This window comes from Thiocapsa rosea (assembly GCF_003634315.1).
Classification (GTDB): Bacteria; Pseudomonadota; Gammaproteobacteria; order Chromatiales; family Chromatiaceae; genus Thiocapsa; species Thiocapsa rosea.
In genome coordinates this window covers 4141968-4162835 of the sequence record NZ_RBXL01000001.1, presented here as the reverse complement: position 1 = coordinate 4162835, position 20868 = coordinate 4141968, and the positions used below count along the sequence as shown (strand labels likewise).

At 61.9% G+C, this 20868-nt stretch carries 17 protein-coding genes; 2 read left to right on the top strand and 15 right to left on the bottom strand.

All coding sequences use genetic code 11. The features are described from left to right. Positions 1-122: 122 nt before the first annotated feature. Complete coding sequence (locus tag BDD21_RS18720) at positions 123-1547, bottom strand: transglycosylase SLT domain-containing protein (protein ID WP_170164819.1); 1425 nt, start codon at positions 1545-1547, stop codon at positions 123-125. A gap of 398 nt (positions 1548-1945) precedes the next feature. Here BDD21_RS18720 and BDD21_RS18715 point away from each other — a divergent pair, with 398 nt between their 5' ends. Together BDD21_RS18715 and BDD21_RS18705 are read left to right on the top strand one after the other, a co-directional pair. Beyond that, positions 1946-2965 carry an OmpA family protein gene (locus BDD21_RS18715; protein WP_120798446.1) on the top strand — a complete coding sequence of 340 codons (1020 nt, stop codon included), beginning with the start codon at positions 1946-1948 and terminating at the stop codon, positions 2963-2965. A 444-nt stretch (positions 2966-3409) separates the two neighbouring features. Then, positions 3410-3739 carry a type II toxin-antitoxin system HicB family antitoxin gene (locus BDD21_RS18705; RefSeq protein WP_120798445.1) on the top strand — a complete coding sequence of 110 codons (330 nt, stop codon included), beginning with the start codon at positions 3410-3412 and terminating at the stop codon, positions 3737-3739. On the opposite strand, the gene BDD21_RS18700 is transcribed toward BDD21_RS18705, so the two are convergent. From BDD21_RS18700 to BDD21_RS18635, 14 genes are all read right to left on the bottom strand, one after another. Beyond that, complete coding sequence (locus BDD21_RS18700) at positions 3736-3999, bottom strand: hypothetical protein (protein WP_120798444.1); 264 nt, start codon at positions 3997-3999, stop codon at positions 3736-3738. The genes BDD21_RS18705 and BDD21_RS18700 overlap by 4 nt on opposite strands. A 69-nt stretch (positions 4000-4068) precedes the next feature. Further along, positions 4069-5355: a TIGR02270 family protein gene (locus tag BDD21_RS18695; protein WP_120798443.1), complete on the bottom strand. Its 1287-nt coding sequence runs from the start codon at positions 5353-5355 to the stop codon at positions 4069-4071. A gap of 203 nt (positions 5356-5558) precedes the next feature. Continuing rightward, on the bottom strand, positions 5559-6458 hold the full coding sequence (locus BDD21_RS18690; protein WP_120798442.1) for a WD40/YVTN/BNR-like repeat-containing protein: 900 nt from the start codon (positions 6456-6458) through the stop codon (positions 5559-5561). Between the two features lie 118 nt (positions 6459-6576). After that, on the bottom strand, positions 6577-7650 hold the full coding sequence (locus BDD21_RS27960) for a PAAR-like domain-containing protein (RefSeq protein ID WP_170164818.1): 1074 nt from the start codon (positions 7648-7650) through the stop codon (positions 6577-6579). A gap of 5 nt (positions 7651-7655) precedes the next feature. Continuing rightward, positions 7656-8675, bottom strand: a complete 1020-nt coding sequence (locus tag BDD21_RS18680; RefSeq protein WP_120798441.1) for a hypothetical protein — start codon at positions 8673-8675, stop codon at positions 7656-7658. Between the two features lie 8 nt (positions 8676-8683). Further along, the gene (locus tag BDD21_RS18675; protein WP_120798440.1) at positions 8684-9790 is read right to left on the bottom strand and encodes a DUF2169 family type VI secretion system accessory protein; all 1107 of its coding nucleotides are present in this window, start codon (positions 9788-9790) and stop codon (positions 8684-8686) included. Positions 9791-9829: 39 nt separating this feature from the next. Next, a complete protein-coding gene (locus BDD21_RS18670; protein ID WP_211335097.1) occupies positions 9830-10372 on the bottom strand; it encodes a DUF6484 domain-containing protein in 543 nt (180 codons plus the stop codon). Between the two features lie 26 nt (positions 10373-10398). Beyond that, complete coding sequence (locus tag BDD21_RS18665) at positions 10399-12630, bottom strand: type VI secretion system Vgr family protein (RefSeq protein WP_120798439.1); 2232 nt, start codon at positions 12628-12630, stop codon at positions 10399-10401. 84 nt (positions 12631-12714) lie between these two features. Further along, positions 12715-15522, bottom strand: coding sequence for a type VI secretion system ATPase TssH (gene tssH / locus BDD21_RS18660; RefSeq protein ID WP_120798438.1), 2808 nt, complete (start codon positions 15520-15522; stop codon positions 12715-12717). Next, positions 15519-16694 carry a type VI secretion system baseplate subunit TssG gene (gene tssG, locus BDD21_RS18655; RefSeq protein WP_245969682.1) on the bottom strand — a complete coding sequence of 392 codons (1176 nt, stop codon included), beginning with the start codon at positions 16692-16694 and terminating at the stop codon, positions 15519-15521. The genes tssH and tssG overlap by 4 nt, the downstream gene beginning before the upstream one ends. After that, entirely contained in the window at positions 16658-18547 is a 1890-nt protein-coding gene (tssF, locus tag BDD21_RS18650; RefSeq protein WP_120798437.1) for a type VI secretion system baseplate subunit TssF, read from the bottom strand. Before tssF ends, tssG begins: the two co-directional genes overlap by 37 nt. A gap of 8 nt (positions 18548-18555) precedes the next feature. Then, entirely contained in the window at positions 18556-19068 is a 513-nt protein-coding gene (tssE, locus tag BDD21_RS18645) for a type VI secretion system baseplate subunit TssE (RefSeq protein ID WP_120798436.1), read from the bottom strand. A 5-nt stretch (positions 19069-19073) separates the two neighbouring features. Continuing rightward, positions 19074-19880 (bottom strand): type VI secretion system accessory protein TagJ, encoded by an 807-nt coding sequence (locus tag BDD21_RS18640; RefSeq protein WP_120798435.1) that lies wholly within the window; start codon positions 19878-19880, stop codon positions 19074-19076. A gap of 262 nt (positions 19881-20142) precedes the next feature. Continuing rightward, positions 20143-20682, bottom strand: a complete 540-nt coding sequence (locus tag BDD21_RS18635; protein ID WP_170164817.1) for an Hcp family type VI secretion system effector — start codon at positions 20680-20682, stop codon at positions 20143-20145. Positions 20683-20868 lie beyond the last annotated feature (186 nt).

Below are 20868 nucleotides of genomic sequence, written 5' to 3'. Positions count from 1 at the left end.
CGTCGGCCGGCCTATCCGGATGCGTTGCACAACCCTCGAAAAAAACCCCCAACAACAAGATTGCTCCGGCCCGAGCACCTCGCATCGCCTGCCGCATCATTCGGCGCGCATCCGGACGCGAATCAGGGCGCCAAAGGGTTCTCGAAGTCGAATCCGAACAACGCGGGATTCTCCCCGATCACCGCCGCGGAGACGATATAGAAGACATAGTCGTAGGTCTCTTTCGGGATCTTGTGCTGGCGCAGCAGTTGCCAGAAATTGCGCTCGCGAGGATTCGCCGGCATCTGCCGCACCCGCTTGATGATGTTGCCCTCTCCCCAGTTATAAGAAGCCATGACCAACAGGCCCGAGGCTTGGGCGTCGGTCCGATAGATGTCCTTCAGATACTTGGCGGCGGCCAGGGTCGACTTGGCGAAATCGTGCCGCTGATCTGCGGGGTCATACTCACCGAGGTGTTGCAGCGGCCCAGGCTGTAGACCATAGCGCTTACCCGTTTCGGGGATGAACTGCCACATCCCCTTGGCGCGGCCGTAGCGGGTGGGTGGCCCGACGATCTGAGGCTGAAAATTGCTCTCCTGCAGCGCCAGATAGATGAACTGCGGCGGCAGCCCTTGCTCGGTCAGTGCGCGCTGAATGGTCGGGGCATACCCGTTCTCGTTGAGACGCCGAATCGCACGGACGAGCCGCGGAGAGGATTGCCACTTGCGGATGTAGGACTTCACCTCCGCGGTAAAGTCGTCGGGCACATCCACCTCGGTCTCGCCGAAGACGCGAGCGATATGCAGAATGATCTTGTCTTCGGAGTTCAGCGGCACAGGCCTGGCCGCCTGGACCTTCTCGACGAAGGCGTCGTAGCGCTCGCGCATGGCCGCAAGGCGACGTTTCGACTCCGCCACCTGCGCCTGCAGTTCGGCGGATGCCTCCTCGCCGATGCTGACCTCCAGATTGACGACTTGGAGCTCCAACTCCTTCATGTCGTAAAAGATGTCGTTTGCCAGCCGAGCCGTCTGCTCCAATTGCTGATGCTGAAACAAGGCGAAACCGCCGACCGCGACCAGAAGCAGGACGACCGCCCCGATGAGTCCGACATAGACTGCACGCTGCCGGCGCCGCAGATCCCGGAACGCCTTGCGTACCATTAGGGTGTGCTCGCCGGCCCCGCCCGGTGGGTCATCCTGGAAGTAGTGCTTGGCAATCTGCTCCAACGACCCGGACGCCTGCTCCTCCGGCTGCGCCTTCGGCTGGATCAACTTGATACGCGGCCCCCCGGGTCCGAGCGCCAAGGTCATGGTTCCTTCAAGCGGGATCTTGTCGATCGCCCGCCCGTCGATCAGGGTACCGTTGCTGCTTCCGAGATCACGTGCCCACCAGCGTCCCCCCTCGGGAAAGATCGCCAGATGATGACGACTGACCTCGGCGTGCAGAATACGCAGTCCGCAGTCATCGCCCCGCCCAATCAAGACCGCCTGGTTGTAATGGCTTCGACAGGGGATGCCGCGCGCATCCGGATACTCGACCTCGATCGGGGGAAGAGAAGGTCTCGACACTCTGCCGCGAGGAACGAAAACGGTTTCGTCGTTGGTCGGCATCTGCAGTGATCAAGACTCGGATGGAAGAGGTTGCGAGAAAGCCAAGTTCCTGAGCGCGCCTTCCGACATCGAAGTCCGCCCTCCCCAGAGTAGACCCCCGACCGGCCCTGCGCAAAGAACACAGTAATGGTAGCAACCGAACTTCCGCTCAGCCTGGCGGATTGGTTCGGCATCCAGAAAATCAGTGCTATTCTTGAGGTATATATCAGGTGCTTTCCGGGGAAGGAACGGCCGGCGTGTAGGTGCGAATTTATTCGCACGCACAGCCCGTAAGTTCTTCCGGGCATGCGCAATCGGGACACCTAGGCGACTTCCGCAAAATTCCATAACCGATTTAGTCGGGGAATAAGGTTCACATGCGCAGCAACACTTATTATTTGATTCTACTCGTCTGCTTGATCTCGACGATGGCGGAACCCGCCTGGACTCGAGACCTGACCAAAGACCTACCGGGATCAAGCGACATCGCCGGCATCCCACGCTTTGCAAACACCGTCATCATCGGTTACCGCTTCAGCGAGTTTGACCGAAGCGACATCCCGACCGGCCCATGGGATCCCGATCCCGCCGTTCGCTTCTGGCGCGATTCGCTCGCACGCGAGGGCCGGCGTACCCGCATCCTCTATCTCGCCCCTCACGACGCGAGCGCGCTCGAAGTCATCCGGAATTACCGGCACTCCCTCGATACGCTCGACTACCAACCCATCTTCCAATGCTCGGGGTTTCGAGAGTGCGGCGCAAAGATCGCGGATTTTTATGTCGACGAAACCCGTGGCAAGAAGCTGACCGACAACAACATGCTCAAGAACGTGTATTCAGGAGCCTCCGTGCAGGATCCGCAAGCCTTGGTCGCCAAGCGGACCGGGGGCGACACGGATGCCTATCTCTTCATCTTCGCCGCCTATCAGGACAACTATGTCGAGCCCGCTGCCGGCAAGCGGGTCGCCATCTTCCTGGAGGAAGTTCTGACCACGCCGATGCAGGACCGCATGATCCTCCTGGATGCTGCCGAGCTGGACCGTGGTCTCTCCGACGCCGGACGGATCGCCCTCTACGGCATCTACTTCGACTTCGACCAGGCGACGATCCGTCCCGAATCCGAGCCACAACTGTCTGAAATGGCGAAGCTGTTGCGTGAACAGCCCGACCTCGGCGTCTACATCGTCGGACATACCGACAACACGGGCGGCCTTGATTACAACATGGACCTCTCGAAGCGACGCGCGAACGCCGTGGTGCAGGCATTGGCGACCGACTTCCAGATCACCCCGGACCGACTCACGCCCATGGGCGTGGCCAGCTTGTCCCCCGTCGCGGCCAACACAACCGAAGACGGACGCGCCAAGAACCGGCGCGTGGAGATGGTCGCGAAATAGCAGCTTTGACCCATGCCGTTCCGACCGATTCACCGCGCTCCGACCCCAGACCAGGCGATATGCACCGAGAGGATGGGTAGAGCGCAGCGAAACCCATCCTCCCCCGCCCTAACCTCAACACCGAGGGCAAATAAGCGCAGCTCATCGGCCGGCTACCGTGACCATGGATCGGATGGTGGTGCACCGCCAAACGAAAGGGGCAGCTATAAATAGGCCAGACCTGCCATCACGGGTCGCCTGGCCTCGCAATCCGAGCGGTGTCGCCTTTCGAGAACTGGCGAAGCTCTGCGAGCACTCCTTCGGTCAGCCGCGACAATCAGGCAGCCATCCGATTTTCAGGACACCCTGGCTCGGCGATCCACGCGTCAACATTCAAGACAAGAGCGGAAAAGCCAAGCCCTATCAGGTCCAAGCAGATCCTTGCTGCCATCGAGAAGATCGAAAATGGTTGCCGCAAAACACTACGCCTATCGCGTCGTTTGGTCCGAAGAGGATCAGGAGTTCATCGGACTCTGCGCCGAGTTCCCGAGCCTCTCCCACCTAGATGAAAACCAGGTATCGGCTCTACAGGGGATTGTCGCGCTCGTCGCGGACGTCGTCTCGGACATGGAGGACAGCGGCGAAACGCCCCCCAAGCCGATCGCGGACCGGCACTACTCCGGACGTTTCCAAGTTCGTACCACGCCGGAACTGCACCGTCGTCTCGCCATCCGCGCGGCGGAGGCCAACGTCAGCCTGAACAGAATGGTGAACGATCAGCTTGGCAAGGGCTAAGGTGGAGCCGCTTCGGCAAACGCCTTGTACTCGTCCATCGTGTGATCGACCAACTGAAACACGCCCTTGTGGATATCCGCGCTCGTCGGTGTCAAGGAAATCCCGTATAGACGAAACAGGTGAGCCGTTGCCCGATTGGCCTGCTCCCTGATCAGGACGAGATGCCTTTCTCGATCACTCAGCGACTGGCGCGCCTGGAAACGATGCTCTTTCGGTGCACCCTTCGCCTGCTCCCGTTTGAACGCCAACTCATGCGTCATCGAACGCTCGATTAATTTGAGGCGCTGACTAATCAGATCCAGACTGGTGGACCAATGGTGGCTTAATGTTCACGGAATTTGCGCGCGGCTGTTCTTGCTGGCCGCGAGCCAGCGGCTTTGGCGCCAGGCCGGCGCGGCGATCGGGAAGAGCGGCGTGCCCGGGGCCAGCAGGCACAGATACTCGGCTGCGGCGCGCCGTTGGCGCTGGTAGCCCTCGCGGAGCACGCGGCGGCAATGCTCAAGGCTGACCGGCTCGCCCATGAAATAGCGCGTGCCCTGTTGGAAGCGCGGCCCGTTGGCATCCCACCATGCCTGGATCTTGGCCGGGTCCGGCCAAGGGAGGCTGTCGTCTGGATCCAGATCGACATTCGGGTCCTCGGGGTCGTCGGTCGGCCCTGGATCGAAGTCTTCTGGCGGATTGCGCTCGAGATCGAGCCAAGCCAAGTCAAGCCCCGTGATCGTGGAGAAGGACTCGCCCGCCAAGCGGGCGGTCGCATCGTCGGCCATGAGCTTGATGAGCCAGGGTATGTAGTGCACTTGGCCGGCCAACCCGGCCCCGCGGATCAGCAGGCGCAGGTTGGCGGGGTCATTGGCCAGCGATTGGAGACGACCGTGACCGCTCGGCAGATCGACTGCCTTAAGCCACAACTCCAGAGCGTGTGCGCGGCAGGGACCGGGTTTGTCCGCGAGGTCCGCCAGCACATCCAGGGAACGGTCCCGATTCCCGAGCAGCAGCGACGACACCGCGGCCCAGAAACGCGCGCATGGATCCTCGTCCAGCAAGCGTCCTAAACAGGCGTAGATCAGATCGCGTCGGCCAGCCTGCCCCGCGGCGCGCAAGGCCCGGGCACGCAGACTCGGATCGGGATCTTCGATTGCTCGGGTGAGCGTCGCACCCGGGTCGAGACGGTGCATGATGCAGGCGGCAATGCCGACCTCTCGGCGCATCGGCACTGCGGACGCCAGAAGTTCCGCGACGATGCCTTGGAGGTCAGCGGCCGATACCCAGCCGAAGGCGGAGAGCAATCCGCGGCGCGCGTCTGAAAGCGTCTCCGCAAGCGCGAAAAGACGGTCTAGGCGTGCCTCGCTCTTGCTCTCGATCGCACCCACTGCCGCCGCGAAGACCTCGCCGGCCCCCGGCGTCTCTAGCGCCGCATCGCAAAGGCTGGAACCGTATTCACCGGCCACCGCCACTCCGTCCAGATGCGCCGCGATTCGCTCGTCGAGGCGCACCAAGTGGAGAAGCTTGACGTGCGGCGCCCGCACCAGCACCGAACGGGTATGACGCAGGATTGCCGATTCTTCGGCATGCTGTTGGATGACCGTCAGAATCGGTTGGCGGGAGCTGGCTAACATGGGCTGCCGCACCGGGCTGGTATTTCATGATTGGCGCGAGTAAACGTGGTCTGTCTCCCAGTGATGCGAGCGATGCCTTGGGCAAATTCGCTCAGGCTGCTTCGTGCGGTCTCGCCAGAGGTGCAGGTAACTCGCGCCCCATACTCACGCAGACTTGCAACCAAGACGACACGACTTCCTCCCCATTTCTGGCTCCGCCTTGGCTACGGCACATTCATTGGGCAAATCACTTCTGACCAGCCTTGCCCATCGAAACAAAGCAGGTCATCTACGCCAAAGGACCAGAGCACGCCGTCGTTTGCGTGAAGACGATGGCAGTCGACGTCTCGTCCAAGCCCGAAATCTACTTCCCTAAAGTCTCGTCCATCATGTTTAAGTATCCCAGATTCGTAGGATACAAACAAATCTCCTGAATACATCTCCACGGACCAAAAGTTGTGTTCTACTTCAGGATCGCCGATGTATTCCCACCTATCACCGCTTCCCCTAAACAGAGTTCCGTTATCCCCGCAAATATAGACTTCCTCTTTAGAGACACACTTAATGCCAGACAGAGACAGGTTCGTTGGAAAATACCTCTGTTGCCACTCCGTTCCGTCAAAGTGCAACACTTTTCCGAATGTTCCGACAGCGTAAATATCGTCCCGACCCGTTCCTCCCATGTCTTCGAAATCCAGGCCGTCAGTACCAAGCATCTTTGAGTCGATATGAACCCACTTGTTCTCTTCGCGACGATACACTTGTCCCGACATACCGCATGCGTATATCTCATCTCTGATGTTCCTTATTCGCAATGCGTTTCCATACCTACGGCAGTCCCCTAATGACTCGTGAATTGGCCTTAGACGACCCCCAACCAAAATATTGCCGTTGTAACCAAGGAAGAATGCGAGCCCATCGGAATGCCTGCACGCGACCGAGACAAGGGCATCCTTGTCATAATCAGCGTACTTCCATTGATTATCAATTATAACCGCGATGCGTGATGCATCAATGTGGGCGTATTTCCGTATCTGGGAAGCCAAAAAAATGTGATGCGCGTCGAGAACATAACCATCGTTAAAGCATAATGCATTGGCCAATTCGTCTGCAGGGCTTCCCATAGCGCGCCTCCAAAACCGCGAGTAACGTCAAATTGTGTTTGCAGGCGGATGACGACCTAGGAAATCTGGTCGGCGCCCTGCATCAGCCTACAGAACCGGCTATTCGCCGGAAACATAGCTAGCTGTAGTCAAAGTATTGTGAATCATCTGGTATAGCTTCACTGTAGTACTTCTCGCCTTCTTTTCTCGGATTCTTGCTCTTGCGAAGGTTGCCTTTTGAGTTCTTGGTGTGGTATTGGTCCATCTGCGCCTGGATGCATTCTTTATTGCAACCTACGTGGTGCGCAATCGTCTGCGCGGTGGGCGCTGCTACATCCTTGTATTTGTAAGTATCTCCCTCTAACTCATCTCTCATGTGCGTATATGCACGTCCTATTCTGCCATGTTGTTTTAATCTGCCGGTACCTTCCCGGGCACCATGGTCATGCCCTGAAACACAAATGGCAGGCGCTTTGTCTTCATCATATCCTTTGCAGCCATGAACTTTCTTTGACTGTTTGGTGGGGCCTGCTGGGAGCGAACGCGCGCCCTCTTCGCTGTAATGATCCATTACGGGAATCGCATGATGCGGAGTCATTTGATTACCGCTTCTTGTGCAGCAATGATTTGGTTTTAGAGACCCCGGAACCATCATGCATTTTCTGGCTTTGCAGCAGGCGGCGGTGAAGCATTCATGCGGCGGTGCGGTACAATTTGCGTCTACTTGATCTGCGTAATCGTTGGGTGGAGGCTGATTGCACGCACCGCCGGGAGCCATAGCCATTGAGTCGTTAAAGGGCCAGGGCACCGTGTTAGGGGGCGAGCCGTGGTTGTGAGTCGTCAAATCAAGGTTTCGAACGGCGTTTTCGCTCTCGATTTTCACATCCATTGACCAGGATGTAAAATAGACTTTTCCCCGGTTTACGCTCGAAACAACACCCTTTTTAGCCGCAGATCCGGCTTCATCACCGGTGCTCTTCTTAAAGTACGACTTGTTCTTGAGCATTACCTCCTGTCCGCTTATCGTAACGCTTTTGCTTCCACTAGTCGTATCGCTCGTGAAACCAGTGTTAGGATAAGGAACTGGCACGCCGGGTGGTGTCGCAGGATTTTCTGGAGGGGTAAAGCAAACGTCAGGGAATGAGCAGATAGACTTGCCGCTACCCGCCTTGCACGAGAGTTCCATGTTGTTTGCGAAGACGTCGTTTGCCATTACCTTCACCTGAAACTCAAGACATTGGCGGATCGTTCTCCGGAGTCGTTTGCGTAGTGAGCGAGGATGCGTGGGCCAGCCGCGTACGCCTTGTGGAACGCGGCATTGGCGACGGTGAGTACCGCAATGCCTGCTGCGGCACCTGCCTCTCCGATGCATTCGGCCGGATGCCAAATGTCGAACACCTGCTTTCGCTGGCGGATGATGCGTGACAGGGCTATTGCAGCTTCCTTGAAGTAGTACTGCTCGCCGGATAGGTCCGTTATCCGGAAGTCGAGGTCGTGCATCTCACAGCCGGCGTCGCCGAGCGCGCATCTGATCGCGGTGGCGAGTCCCTCGGCGCGCAGGGGCGCGCCGGAGTCGATGTGTGCCTTCTCCACGCCGAAGCCGATGCCAGTGCAGAGCATTTCTGCGCCGTGATCAGGTCGGCCGACGAGTAATGCCCCGGCGCCCTCGCCAGGCAGGAATCCATTCGAATTGCCTGGGGTTAGGATGCGGTTTTCTTGCTCGAACGCGCTTAACGTAGACCAGGTGAGTAGGCTGTCGGTTGCGGCGAGCAACACGCGCGGCTTACTGTTGGCGTAAATCAGTTTCCGCGCTTGGGAAAGAGCGACGGCTACGCTTACGCGTCCAGCGGCAATATGCACCGATTCGGGGGCAAACGCTGAGCCCAGTTCGTTCTCGATGTCGAGAAACAGCTGATCGTCAATTCCTTCCAGCCGGCCGGGGCGTTCGTGCTCCGCGACGCATAGTAGAAGCGGGATGCTTCCCCAGTCCTCGCTTGGGACTCCGTCGAGGCACTCGGAGATCGCCATCGCGGCCATCTTGGCGAGCTTGGTGCGGCCGCGCCAAGGCTGCTCCAGAGGCACCTGATGCGCCATGATCCACTCGCCATCGCTCCCCATGAAGCGGGTCTCGGTGGGGTTGCTGATCTTGGCGCGAATGGCGGCACAGGCGGCGGGGGCGGAGAGCCCCACGCTGGTCACCAGACCGGTGCTCTTAATGGCGATGGGCTGGCCAGGCATCTTCGGCCCTAAGCCTCCCCGCTTGCAGGGGGAGCTTGGTCTTCTGCGATGACGGGCATGGGAAAAGCGACCTCTTCGCGCTGCTGCCACCATTCCTCACCCTTCTTTCCGACGAGCACCTGAGCGATCTCGAACATGTTCTTCTTCAGGGGCCGGGATACGCGCCAGGTCATAGTCAGCCGCTCCAGATCGGGCTCCAGCACTAGGGTGTCCAAGGCCGCCTTAAGATCCTCTCGCTCCCCCTTCTTCGGAAAGACATGCACCGGCGCCTCGAAGGCGGGGATGGTGAAGCTGCGCCGGCCGTCCGTGGTCAGGTTGACCATAGCGACCTCCTGGCCGCCCAGGGGCCCCGAGAATTGTTGGTCGAGCGGTGCGGCCTGGTAGTACTGCTCGTCGAAGTCGGGCGGCAGGAAGGGAAAGTCCTCGTCGAGCCAACGCTGATCGTAGGTTCCGGCGTAGCGGTAGCGCGGTTCCCAGGCTCGGCCGATGGGTCCGAAAGCCATCGGCGGATAGGTGTCGTCCGGGCGTTCGACCGGTCGGTTGAACTCCTCGGTGTTGGGCAAGGGTGAACCATCCACCAACGCGCCGTTCAAGTGTCGGTGGAACCCTCTGCCCACTGGGTTAGGCATGAAGGCAGCGTGCTTCGCAGGGTCCTCATGCCGATTGTCGACCCCGCCGAATGCACAGTCATACCCGATCGGCATGACCGTGAAAGGCATGGGCTCGCTTGCGCTTATGCCGGTCGATGCCGCTTGCCAAACTCGATTGCCTACGACGGCGAATGTCTTGGTCATTCCTCCCACCTTCAGGGCCACGGGCACGCGCGTTGTCGGACGGCCGCCAGGTGCGTAGGCACTGCCGAGGAGGAGAACCTCTGCACGGGGCTTACGGGGCGCGAAATCGACCTCGTAGACAGGAGCCGAGAAGCCCGGCGCTCCGGTGAAGGTATCTGCCATCACGAGCGGGATCTGCTCCTCGGCCAATCGCAGCGGCTCGCTCGCCGAGCGGGGGAGCACGAAGGTGCCCTTGACGACCACGACCAGCAGTTCACGGCCACTGGGCTCCATGCCCATGGTGTAACCGGCGACCATTCGGGTGGCGTTGATCAGCTCCAAGGGGTTCTCCAGGCGGAAATTTCTGCCGTATCGACGAGGTCAGTTGAGTTGCACCGATCCACCTTTAATGCGATTGACGCCGGTCGAGCGGCTAAGCACGTAAGCGCCTTGGATCAGCACCTTGCCGGCCTTGGTCAGGGTGATGCTCGCTTTGCCGCAGCGCAGCACCATCTGCTCTTGGGCACCGATCACCATCCGCTCGCCGTCCGCATCGATCTCGACTTGGACCGGACGTTCGGCAAGCGGCCAGTCTTCCCGCTCCTGTAGGACGCCCATGATGATCGGCTTGGCGGGGTCGGCCCCCTCGAACATCAGAGTGACTCGCCGACCGATGTGAGCACCGTGCAGATCCACCACGGTTAGCGCGGCGAGGGCCGCGGTTCCGGGCTGTCCAGGGTAAACCACGAGAGGCGTGCGCCTGTCGTGAGCGATGGCAAGCAATTCACCGATGATCACGCCGGGCGCCGTTGGCGCATGCTCGATTGGAGTCGTCGGTGCATTGAGCAGTGGACGCAATAGGGTCGCGCCGGTTGTCTGCTCCGACTCAGGCCGGGACGCTCGCTTATTTGCCGTACGACTCATGGTATTCCCCGGAGCAAGATGTCGGCTTAGTTTTGAAGGATCTTCGAGCCCTTCATCGTGATGTCGCTCGATGCCTTGACGTTGATCTTTCCGCTTCCCTGGATCGATATATCCTTGCCCTTAATGACGATAGTCCCGTCTTTCTTCATCGAGATACTGGCGCTTCCGGTCGTGATGGTAATCGAGTCGCCGGCATTGATCGTGAGATTCTTGCCGACGCTGAGACTGTCGTCCTTTCCGATCGAGACCGAACGGCCCTCTCCCACCGAGACGCTTTCCGATTTGGCGACCGACTCGGTGCGCCCGCCGCCGATCGTGATGCTCTCGTCCTTGGCCACGTTTTCGCTCCGGCTGGATCCGATACTGATGCTTTCGTCCTTGCCCACGCTCTCGGTGCGGTTGGCACCGATGGTGATGCGCTCGTCTTTGGCTACGTTCTCCGTGCGGTTGGCGCCGATGGTGATGCTCTCATCCTTCGCGACGTTCTCGGTACGTCCTCCGCCGATGGTGATGCTCTCGTTCTTGTCGACGGTCTCCGTGCGATTCTGATGGATGGTGATGGTCTCGTTCTTATCCACGGTCTCGGTGCGATGGCCGTGGATGGTGATCGTCTCGTTGTTGTCGACCGTCTCGGTGCGGTCGTGCTTGATGTGGCTGGTTTCATCGTGGTCGATGGTCTTGGTCCGATCATGACCTACCCAATGAGTCTCGTCGTTCTCGACCTCGATGTCCTGATTCTTCTCCGCGTGGATCCAGAGCTGCTCCTCGCCCTTCTTGTCCTCCATCCGAATGGCGTTGGCATTCGCCACGCCGCCGCCCTTGGTCGAGCGACTCAAGACACCGCTTTGGGTCATATTCGCCGGCAGATCCCAAGGCGGCATCTGGTCCCCGTTGTAGACACGGCCCGTGATGAGAGGCTGATCCGGGTCACCTTCGAGGAAGTCCACGATCACTTCCTGACCGATCCGCGGGATGGCCACCGCGCCCCAGTTCTTGCCTGCCCAGGGGTGAGAGACGCGGACCCAGCAAGAGCTGTTCTCGTCGTTCTTCCCGTAGCGGTCCCAATGGAACTGAACCTTGACCCGCCCGTATTGATCGGTCCAGATCTCCTCTCCCGCCGTGCCGACGACGATTGCGGTCTGCGGACCCTGAACGATCGGCTTGGGGGTCTCGCGTGCCGGGCGGTAAGGGACTTGTGCATCCATGACGGTCAGGCTGCTCGCAAAGACCGGCTCGGAAGGGTTCGATTCAAACGATCCGAATTCGTCGGACCTGAGCCGATAATCGGCGGATAGGACGAGATATTCTCGGTTCTGATCGTCGCGCCGGTGCCCGGTAAGGGAGAAGAGTGCACCGGCGGCCAGTCCACGGGCAGTGCCTTGTGCTCGGGCAAGCTCATGTCCGGCCTGAGCCTCCTCGAGACGCACCCGCGCATAGGTTTCGCTGTCGCCAGCTTCGACATAGTTGCCCGGATAGTCGAAGACCTCGTAATCCGCCAGCTCGTGCGGCTTGGGGCTGCTGCGGGTTGCGAGCAGATTCTTGCGCGGTGCGGTGAAGTCGAAGGAGGTATTGGCGAAGGCACCGGGGCGAACCTGTTGCTCGATCGACCAAACGTTGATGTGGTCACGTTCGCGCAGCGAATCGGCATCGGGTGGGAAATAAGGAACCTCCTCGTAGCCCGCAATCGTGGAATGGGCGCTGTAGCTGTCGGCAAGAATCAGGTTGTGCTTGCCGTCCTGGTGCTCGAAGAAATAGTAGATGCCCTCATGCTCCAACAGGCGGCTGACGAAGCTCAGATCCGTCTCGCGATACTGGACGCAATAGACCCACTGCCGATAGCTCCCGGAGAGGCGCTCTTCGAAGTCGGTGAATCCGTGCTCGCGGAAGATGGATTTGACGATATCCGGAACCGTCTGCTCTTGAAAGATACGACAGTCGGCCGTGCGCGAAAGAAACCAAAGCCAGGGGACCAATGTGGCTTTATAGCGTGCGTCGGCACCGTCGAAGCCGACGAGTGAAAAGCGATTGATCCAGCCGTTGAACCAACGCTTGCTTCCATCCATCAACCGCAGCGATACGGTGGCCGGTTTGCCGAGCAGATCCGACGGGGCGATATCGATGTCTTCGCTGCTGAGCTCCAACGCGTATTCGAACAAGGCGCTGATGCGCTCGTTTGCGGTCATGCTCCGCAAAAGAAGCGCATCTTCGCCGAGCGGCGTGTTCACCGCGAGGGTCCGATCGCGTTGGCTCAGAGGCATTGCAGGCCCTCGCTCGTGATTCCAACCGAGTATAGACGAGTTGCAGGCGTTCGCCAGCCCGGCGATGCCAAGCGACTCAATGGCTCATTCGAAACTGTAGCTGAAGCCGTCGTCGCCCGACCCGATCGCGATCCTTCCGATCGTTTTCCCCTCCAATGTCCGATTGAGCAGCTCGCGACTGATGGCCGGCAGCACCGTATTGGTGAGGATGGCATCCACCACCCGCGCGCCGCTCTCGACCTCGGCGCAGCGCCGGGCGATCAATTCGATGACGGCCTCGTCGTAGGTCAGCGCGGCGCGATGGTTCTCCGCGATCCGCCGCACGATGCGGCCCAACTGCAACCGGATGATGAGGCCGAGCATCTCGTCGCTCAGTGGATAGTAGGGAATGGCGACAAGTCGCCCGAGCAGCGCAGGCGGGAAGACCTTGAGCAGAGGCTGACGCAAGGCGGTGCCGATCCCCTCGACATCGGGCATCAGCTCGGGATCCTTGCACAGCGACATGATCAGATCCGTGCCGACGTTGGTCGTGAGCAGGATCAGGGTATTGCGAAAGTCGATGTACCGCCCTTCGGCATCCTCCATCCAGCCCTTGTCGAAGACCTGGAAGAAGATCTCGTGCACGTCCGGATGGGCTTTCTCGACCTCGTCGAGCAGGACCACGCTGTAGGGCTTGCGCCGCACGGCCTCGGTGAGGATGCCGCCCTCGCCGTAGCCGACATAGCCGGGGGGCGCGCCCTTGAGCGTGGAGACCGTATGGGCCTCCTGGAACTCGCTCATGTTGATGGTGATGATGTTCTGCTCGCCGCCGTAGAGGGCCTCGGCGAGCGCGAGGCCGGTCTCGGTCTTGCCGACACCGGAGGGACCGGCGAGCAGGAAGACGCCGATCGGCTTGCTCGGATTGTCGAGCCGGGCACGCGAGGTCTGGATCCGTTTGGCGATCATCTCAAGCGCATGGCGTTGGCCGATGACGCGCTTGTTGAGCGTGTCCGCCAGGTTCAGCACGGCCGTCACCTCGTCCTTGACCATGCGTCCGACCGGGATGCCGGTCCAGTCGGCGACCACCGAGGCAACCGCCTGGGCGTCGACGCTGGGGAGGATCAGGGGGCGTTCCCCTTGAAGGTCCTGCAGCTCGGCTTGGAGTGCGCGCAGCCGCTTTAAAGCGGACGTACGCTCGGCGTCGGACAGCGGTGGCGGGCCCGCCGGAGACGCCGATCCCGAATCGGAAGACGGGTCCTGGGTCGACCGATCGGCGTCGTGCGGATCTGGATGCGCCGACGCGGGCGCAACCGCCTCCGCCGCCTGCTCCAAAGGGCTACCCGTCCCTTCGACAGGTGCCTGATGGCCGCGCAGCACCGCTCGCAGATCGAGAATCTCGCGCACCAGCGCCTTCTCGGCCTCCCAACGGCCGCGAAGCCCCTCCAGACGCTCGCGCTCCTCAGCCACCGTCTCCCCTGCCGCGCGCGCCCGCTCCTGCGTATCGACACCCACCGCCGTCTCGCGATCGATGATCGCCAGCTCCGTCTCAAGCCCCTCGATCCGGCGTCGGCAGTCCTCGACCTCGGCCGGCTCGGCCGCCTGACTGATGGCGACTCGGGCACAGGCGGTATCGAGCAGGCTGACGGCCTTGTCGGGCAATTGGCGTGCAGGGATGTAGCGATGCGAGAGTCGGACCGCGCTCTCGAGGCCCTCGTCGAGCAACTGCACCTGGTGATGCTTCTCCAGCGTCGAGGCGATGCCGCGGACCATGAGGATCGCCTTCTCCTCGCTCGGCTCGTCGATGGCGACCACCTGGAAGCGACGGGTCAGGGCCGGATCCTTCTCGATGTATTTCTTGTACTCACTCCAGGTCGTGGCGGCGACCGTGCGCAGCGTCCCGCGTGCGAGCGCCGGTTTGAGCAGGTTGGCCGCGTCGCCGGTGCCGGCGGTACCGCCGGCGCCGATCAGGGTATGGGCCTCGTCGATGAAGAGGATGATCGGCTTCGGGGAGGCCTGCACCTCTTCGATCACCTGACGCAGCCGGTTCTCGAACTCGCCCTTCATGCTCGCGCCGGCCTGCAGCAAACCGACATCCAGGGTCCGCAGGCTGACCTCCTTGAGCGGTGGCGGCACCTCGCCCGACGCCAGGCGCAAGGCGAAGCCTTCGACGACGGCCGTCTTACCTACGCCGGCCTCGCCCGTCAGGATGGGGTTGTTCTGACGCCGCCGCATGAGGATGTCGATCATCTGGCGGATCTCCTCGTCGCGTCCGACGATGGGATCCAGCTCGCCGTTGCGGGCGCGCTCGGTCAGGTCGATGGAGAATTGTTTAAGCGCCTCCTGCTTGCCCATCTGGGCCGGGGCCATGGCCGCGCTCGTCTCTCCGGGCGCGGCGCCGCCGCCCGTTTGAAAACCGTCGCTGGCACTCAGGCGATCCTCCGGCGAGCCCGAGACGATCTCGGCAAAGCGATCGGTCAGGGTATCCGTGACGATCGTGTCGAACTGGCGCGAGATCCCGAGCAGGGCGCTGCGCAGACCGCGGGTCTTGAGCATCCCGACCAGGAGATGGCCGGTGCGGACCTGCGACTCGCCGAACATCAGGGTCCCGTAGGTCCAGCCCCGCTCCACGGCCTCCTCGACGTCGGAGGACAGATCCGAGATGGAGCGCGAGCCGCGCGGGAGTCGATCCAGGGACTCGGTGAAGTCGCGCGCCAAACCGGCCGGGTCCAAGTCGAACTGTCGGATGATCCGGTGTAGGTCCGAGTCCTGATTCTGGAGGATCTGATTGAGCCAGTGCACCAGCTCCACGTAAGGATTGCCGCGCATCTTGCAGAAGACGGTGGCACTTTCGATAGCCTTGTAGGCGAGCGGATTGAGCTTGCCGAACAGTGCGGTGCGGCTGATCTCGGTCATCGTGTGCTCCTGGTCGAATCGAGCCGCTTGTGCGGATCGAGCTTCAAATCGTCCCCGTCCCGACCCAAGGGGCAGCTCGTGAGCCAGGTCGTCCAACCCAGCCGCCCGCCATTGCCGAGACACAGCGGCGGAACCTCGGCAGCCGTGAGCACCGGGTTCAGATCCCAATCGAGCTGGTCGCCCATATAGTTCCGCACCACGGCCTTGATCCTCTGCAGGGTCTCCCCGCCCGGCAGCAGCCGACGATAATCGGCCAAGCCGACCGGACCGATCGACACGCGAAACTTGGATTGGTGATCCCACACCCGCCCGCCGAGCGTCGTGGTACGACCCAAAGCCCCCGTGCCGGGCGTCTCGCCGAGACGCAACCGGCAATCGGGCGGCAGCACCAGCCAATGACCGATAAACTCCTCGATGCGCACCGGCAGCCGCAGAAACGCGGCCAGCATGGCGCGCAGCCCGTCCGGATGGCGCGCCTGGCAGGACAGGTGCCCGGCGAAATGGCGCTTGGCCAGATCCGGCATGGCGTCGCGACCTTGGTAGGCCGGCATACCGGTCCCGCCCAGGGCGCCGAGATAGGTCCCGAAGCGGTCCTGCGTCGGGCGGTCGAAGCTGACCGCGGGCTGCGCTTGAGCCCAGCCGCGATAGAAGAGCGTCAGCATCCGATGATGAAAGAGATCCAGAAACCGCGCGAAGGTCGGATCCGAGGCGTGTCGTTGCCGCTCGCGTGCGTACTCGGTGAGATGCAGCGGCAGCGGGCCATTGGGGCCGAGCAGACCGAAGAAGTAGACCAGAAGCCGCGCCGGCCGGCCGGACGCGGGCCGCAGCAGTGCGGCAAGCTCGGCCGGCGCGAAGATCATCGAAGGCTGCTGGCCCAGTCGAATCGGATCATCGACGGGCCGGGCCGAGGCGCCGAGCCTCGGTCGTTCCGGCTGCAGGGCTTCGAGCCGACGCAGGGTCTGAAAAAACCCGAAGCGCCAGGGCGCGGCCGCCATCTCGCCGAATAGGGCCTGCTTGACACGGTCGCGAGCCGTATCGGGCAGCGCCGTATTCGGCGTCACCAGTGGCTCGTCGGGTCGGGCCATCTGCTCCGGTGCGGCAAGATCGCCCGGAGCAAGGTCACCGGCGGGCGCCGTCACAAGATCGGTCGGCGGCCGATCGTCGCTGGCCATCGCATCACCTCTCCACGGTCGGTCTTGAGCAGGGTCTCGGTAAAGCTGTTGATCGAGCAGTAGCGGGCAAAGAAGCGTTCGAGCACGGACCCCAGGAGGAAGACGCCCGTGCCCTCGAAGGCGGTCTCGTCGCAATGCAGACTGATCTCCAAACCGCGCGCATAGGTGACGGGCCGCACGCCGGGCAGGCGTCGCGTGATGGGCCGCGAGGCCACACCGCGCAGCCCCTCGACCTGATGACGGACGTCGGCATTGGCGAGATCCGCGTAAAGCGCCAAGAGCTCGCGGAGTGCCGCCGCGCCGGTGCCGCCGTCGCTGTCGGCGATCGAGAGATAGTTCAGAGACAGATGACTGATGAGACGCCAGGCGGTGTCGCCGTGCGCATGCGAGGGCTGCGGTCGCGTTGGCCCCGCCACCACACGCACCGCCCGCACGGGTGCGCCGATCTCGAGCGAGAAATCCGTCGTGCCGGTCCCCACCGGCATCTGCAGCGGCAAATCCCGGTTGGTGCAGAGTCCGGTCACCGCGAGCTGACGCAGCCGGCTCGACCAGGGCACATCTCCGCTGTCGACCAGATTCACATAGACCTCGCTGCCGATGTAGCTCGAACGCGGCCCCTGTCGGCGCTGCCGCGAGGAGAACCGGCGCGGCACGCGATGCACGCTGTAGTAGGCCGGCTCGGCCTCCCGCGCGCTCATGTCGGTGGCGGAGTAGAAGGGCCTGAACTCGCGCATCTCCGTGGTCGCGGCCCCGTAACCCGTCACGCCGTCGACACGATAGACCTCGAAGTCCATCGGGCGGGTCCGGTCCGGGACGACGTGATAGTCCGGCCCGGCATCGCCGAGATGAATCCGGTCGCAGCGCTTGGGGAACAGGTTGATGACCGGGGTGCAATGGAGTGCGAAATTGCCCGCGTTGAGAACACCGTCGAGTGACGGGGCCGTCCGTCCAAAGAGCAGGATCAGATCGACCTCGGACGCGGCGATGCGTCGCAGAATCGGGCCCAAGGCGTCGACGGCCACGAAGAGAAAGCGTGAGGGAAAGGCGAAGTACTCGTGCAGATGCCGATACCCGTGAAACGACGTCGGGGCATAGGGCAAGAGGGCCTCGTCCTCCTCGAAACCGAGCGGACGCAGGACGGTCGCCGGGAGCACCTCGATCCAGGGTACGGGTCGACCGGTCGGCTGGACCAGCACGGCCGTGGTATTGCCGAGCAATTGGGAATAGAGATCGAACGGGAGCTGGTCGGTCCCCTGCAGGAAGAGATCCAACCGGAACAGGTCCGGCCGGCTCGGGGCAAGCTGCGCAAAGGTCAGACCGGCCGTCATGCGCAGGCGCAGCCGGATCCCCGCCTTGCTGCGTTGCAGAACCGGCAGATCCGCCCGCGCGACCGGCCCGATGTGGGTGAAGTACTCCGCCTCGGTCAGCTCGAGGGGCCAGAGCCGCACCTCGTGGGCCGTGCGGTACTCGCAGGCGGTCTGCTCGCCCTTGCCGATGGTGCTGCGCAATTGGGTCTCGCGCGGAAGAACGACACCCTCGGCCAGCGCCCCTTCATTGAGATCCGGCGCGAGCTGGACCACCGCCATCGATGGGGTCGGCGCCAGATAGTGAGGATAGACGGTCTCCAACAGGTGCTGCGTGAAGGCCGGGAACTCGGCATCGATCTTGAGCTGGACGCGGGCGGCCAGGAAGGCGAAGCCCTCGAGCAGACGCTCGACATAGGGGTCCGCACACTCGAAGCCGGAAAGACCCAGCCGACCGGCGATCTTGGGGAACTCGGCCGCGAACTCGCCGCCCATCTCGCGCAGATGCGCAAGCTCGCGGTTGTAATAGGAGAGGAGACGCGGATCCATGATGTCTCTCAGCCGCTCGACGGGGTCGTCTCGTAGACACGGATTTCGCCGTTCTCCAGATCCACGTCGGTCTTGAGATACAGCCGCTGCGGCATGGGCGTGCCCCAAAGCTCGCCTTCGATGTCGAAACGGATCGCATTCGGCGTCATTTCCTCGGCGTCGACGACGGCGCGAATACTCAGACCCTGCCGCAGGATCCGTGGCTCGAAGCGCAGGATCGCTTGGCGCAACCGGCGCTCCAGCGTCAGGACGTCGAGTCCCGAGAGGTTGCGCCCGGCGAGGTCCGGCATCCCGAAGTTGACGACCGAGGACTCGACCTGCGGATAGGGTGCCAAGTCCTGAACCGTCGCCAAATCGCAGGTGTTGAGGAGCCACTCCAGGTCACGGATGACACATTGCTTGAGCTTGCGCGGCGAGAGGACACGCTGGTCCCGCGACTCCTCGCGCTGTTGCGGTGCGTCGTCGGTCAGCCGGTCGAGCAACGAGGGCTGCAGACGTTCTTTCGGGGTCAGATCCGCCATCGCGCTCAGGACACCCCTTCGGACGGTGGATCGATCTCGATACGGCGTGTCGCCAGCAAGGAATAGTCGCCCGCGTCGGTGGTCAGCATGCGTTGTCCCAGACCCGTAAAGAGCTCGCCGCCCTGCTCCGTCCACTCGGTCAAACGCGCGAGTCGGATGCGCGGATCCGGACTCGATTCCGAGCCCGGATACCGTGACGGGACGAAGGCGACCGCCTCGCCCCCATTGGCCCAGGTGATATGTGCCGGTGCCCAGACCAGGTCGCGCAGATCGGTCGGCTCCTCCAGGACCAGCGTCCGCAGGTGTTGGAACGGGACCCAGGAATAGCGCCCTTCCAGGATGATCTCCAGCATGGGTCCCAGGCGCCCGTCCGCATCGGCGATCCAGATAAACGGCTCTCCGTCGATGCGCCCCGAGGAGGCCGGCGCGGCCTCCAATGCCCGCTCGCGCAAGGCCTGAGAATGCTCCACCCGCCCCTGAGCCGCGAGGCGTAGTGCCTGGAACAGGAGTGCGACCCACTGCGCCGGCTCGCCCAGAACCAGCGGGTCGCGCTCCCCGGCGAAGACCTGCGCGCGCAGCGCCTCGCAACTCAAGAGATCGCGATAGGTGCTGACCATGGCCAGGGTGCCGGCGTCCAACTCCCCGGCAACGTTGAGCTGGCTCAGCGCTCGGTCCCACTGCCCCAGGACAGCGAATAATTGAAACAGAAAGGTCCGCAGGCGCGCGTCGGCCGGCGCCCGGCGAACCCGATCGGTCAGGTCGGCGAGGGCGGCATCCAGGTCGCCTTGCTTCAACGCCTCTTCGGCACCCATGGGCAACTCCCGGCGCCGGACATCAGGTACCCGGCGCACTCAGACCTCAGTGGTTACGCATGCCCCATCGACCCAAACCGCGTCCAGAGCGAGATGCTGATTTTCGATTAAGTTCGACGCTTGTTGCATCCACAGCCCTTAGGCGGGACGCGGTTTAAAATAATAGATTCTTGAATATCTTAAACCGCGCCGGCTCCAGCGATCATCAATTCTGCCGGGGCCGATCCCATCCACAAACATCGCATACCGCATTGGGCGCGGTTTAATCCTGCTTATTGGTCTCAAGGTTCCAGGTCCGGTCCGTCGCTGAGCCGGGCTGACCGGTATGGTCGATCGGTGTGTACTCCCACTTGATCTTGCCGTAGGCGAAGGTGACCTGCTCGATCGGTTTGATCTCGTCGCCACTACTGCCGCCGGGCGACACGGAGGTCACGATGCAATCCTCCAGGGTGTACTTCATGAAGGTATGCTTGTCGCCGGTAGCCAAACACAGTTCAAGCTCGACCTTCGGGATGTGATCGCCCCTCGCACACTTGATGTTGAGATCCGGTGTTGCATTGTCGATGGTCTTGGCCACCGCGAGATTTTGGAAATCGGCTCGTCCGCCGGTGCGCCCACCCGTCGCGCTGGCACCCGAGACGGGCTGCGATACACCGTGACTGAAGCTCAGGATTTCGATCCACTTATCATGGGCATCGTCGCTGCTTTCGCCATCGATGCCTTCGATCTTCAGGAACATATCAACGGCCATAACAAACCTCCTCGTTTCTTGACCAGGAATGTTGTTTGCCGACGCCTTCAACCATCGGCTTGTGGAGTCACCGATTCCCTGACAAACCTGCGTCTGCCCTCCGTGTGCTAAACCGCGTCCAGAGCGAGATGCTCTTTCTCAAGTGAGTTCGACGTTTGGTGCATCCCCCGCCCTTAGCTGTGCGCGGTTTAAAATAATATATTTTTTAATACCTTAAACCGCGCCGGCTCCAGCGGT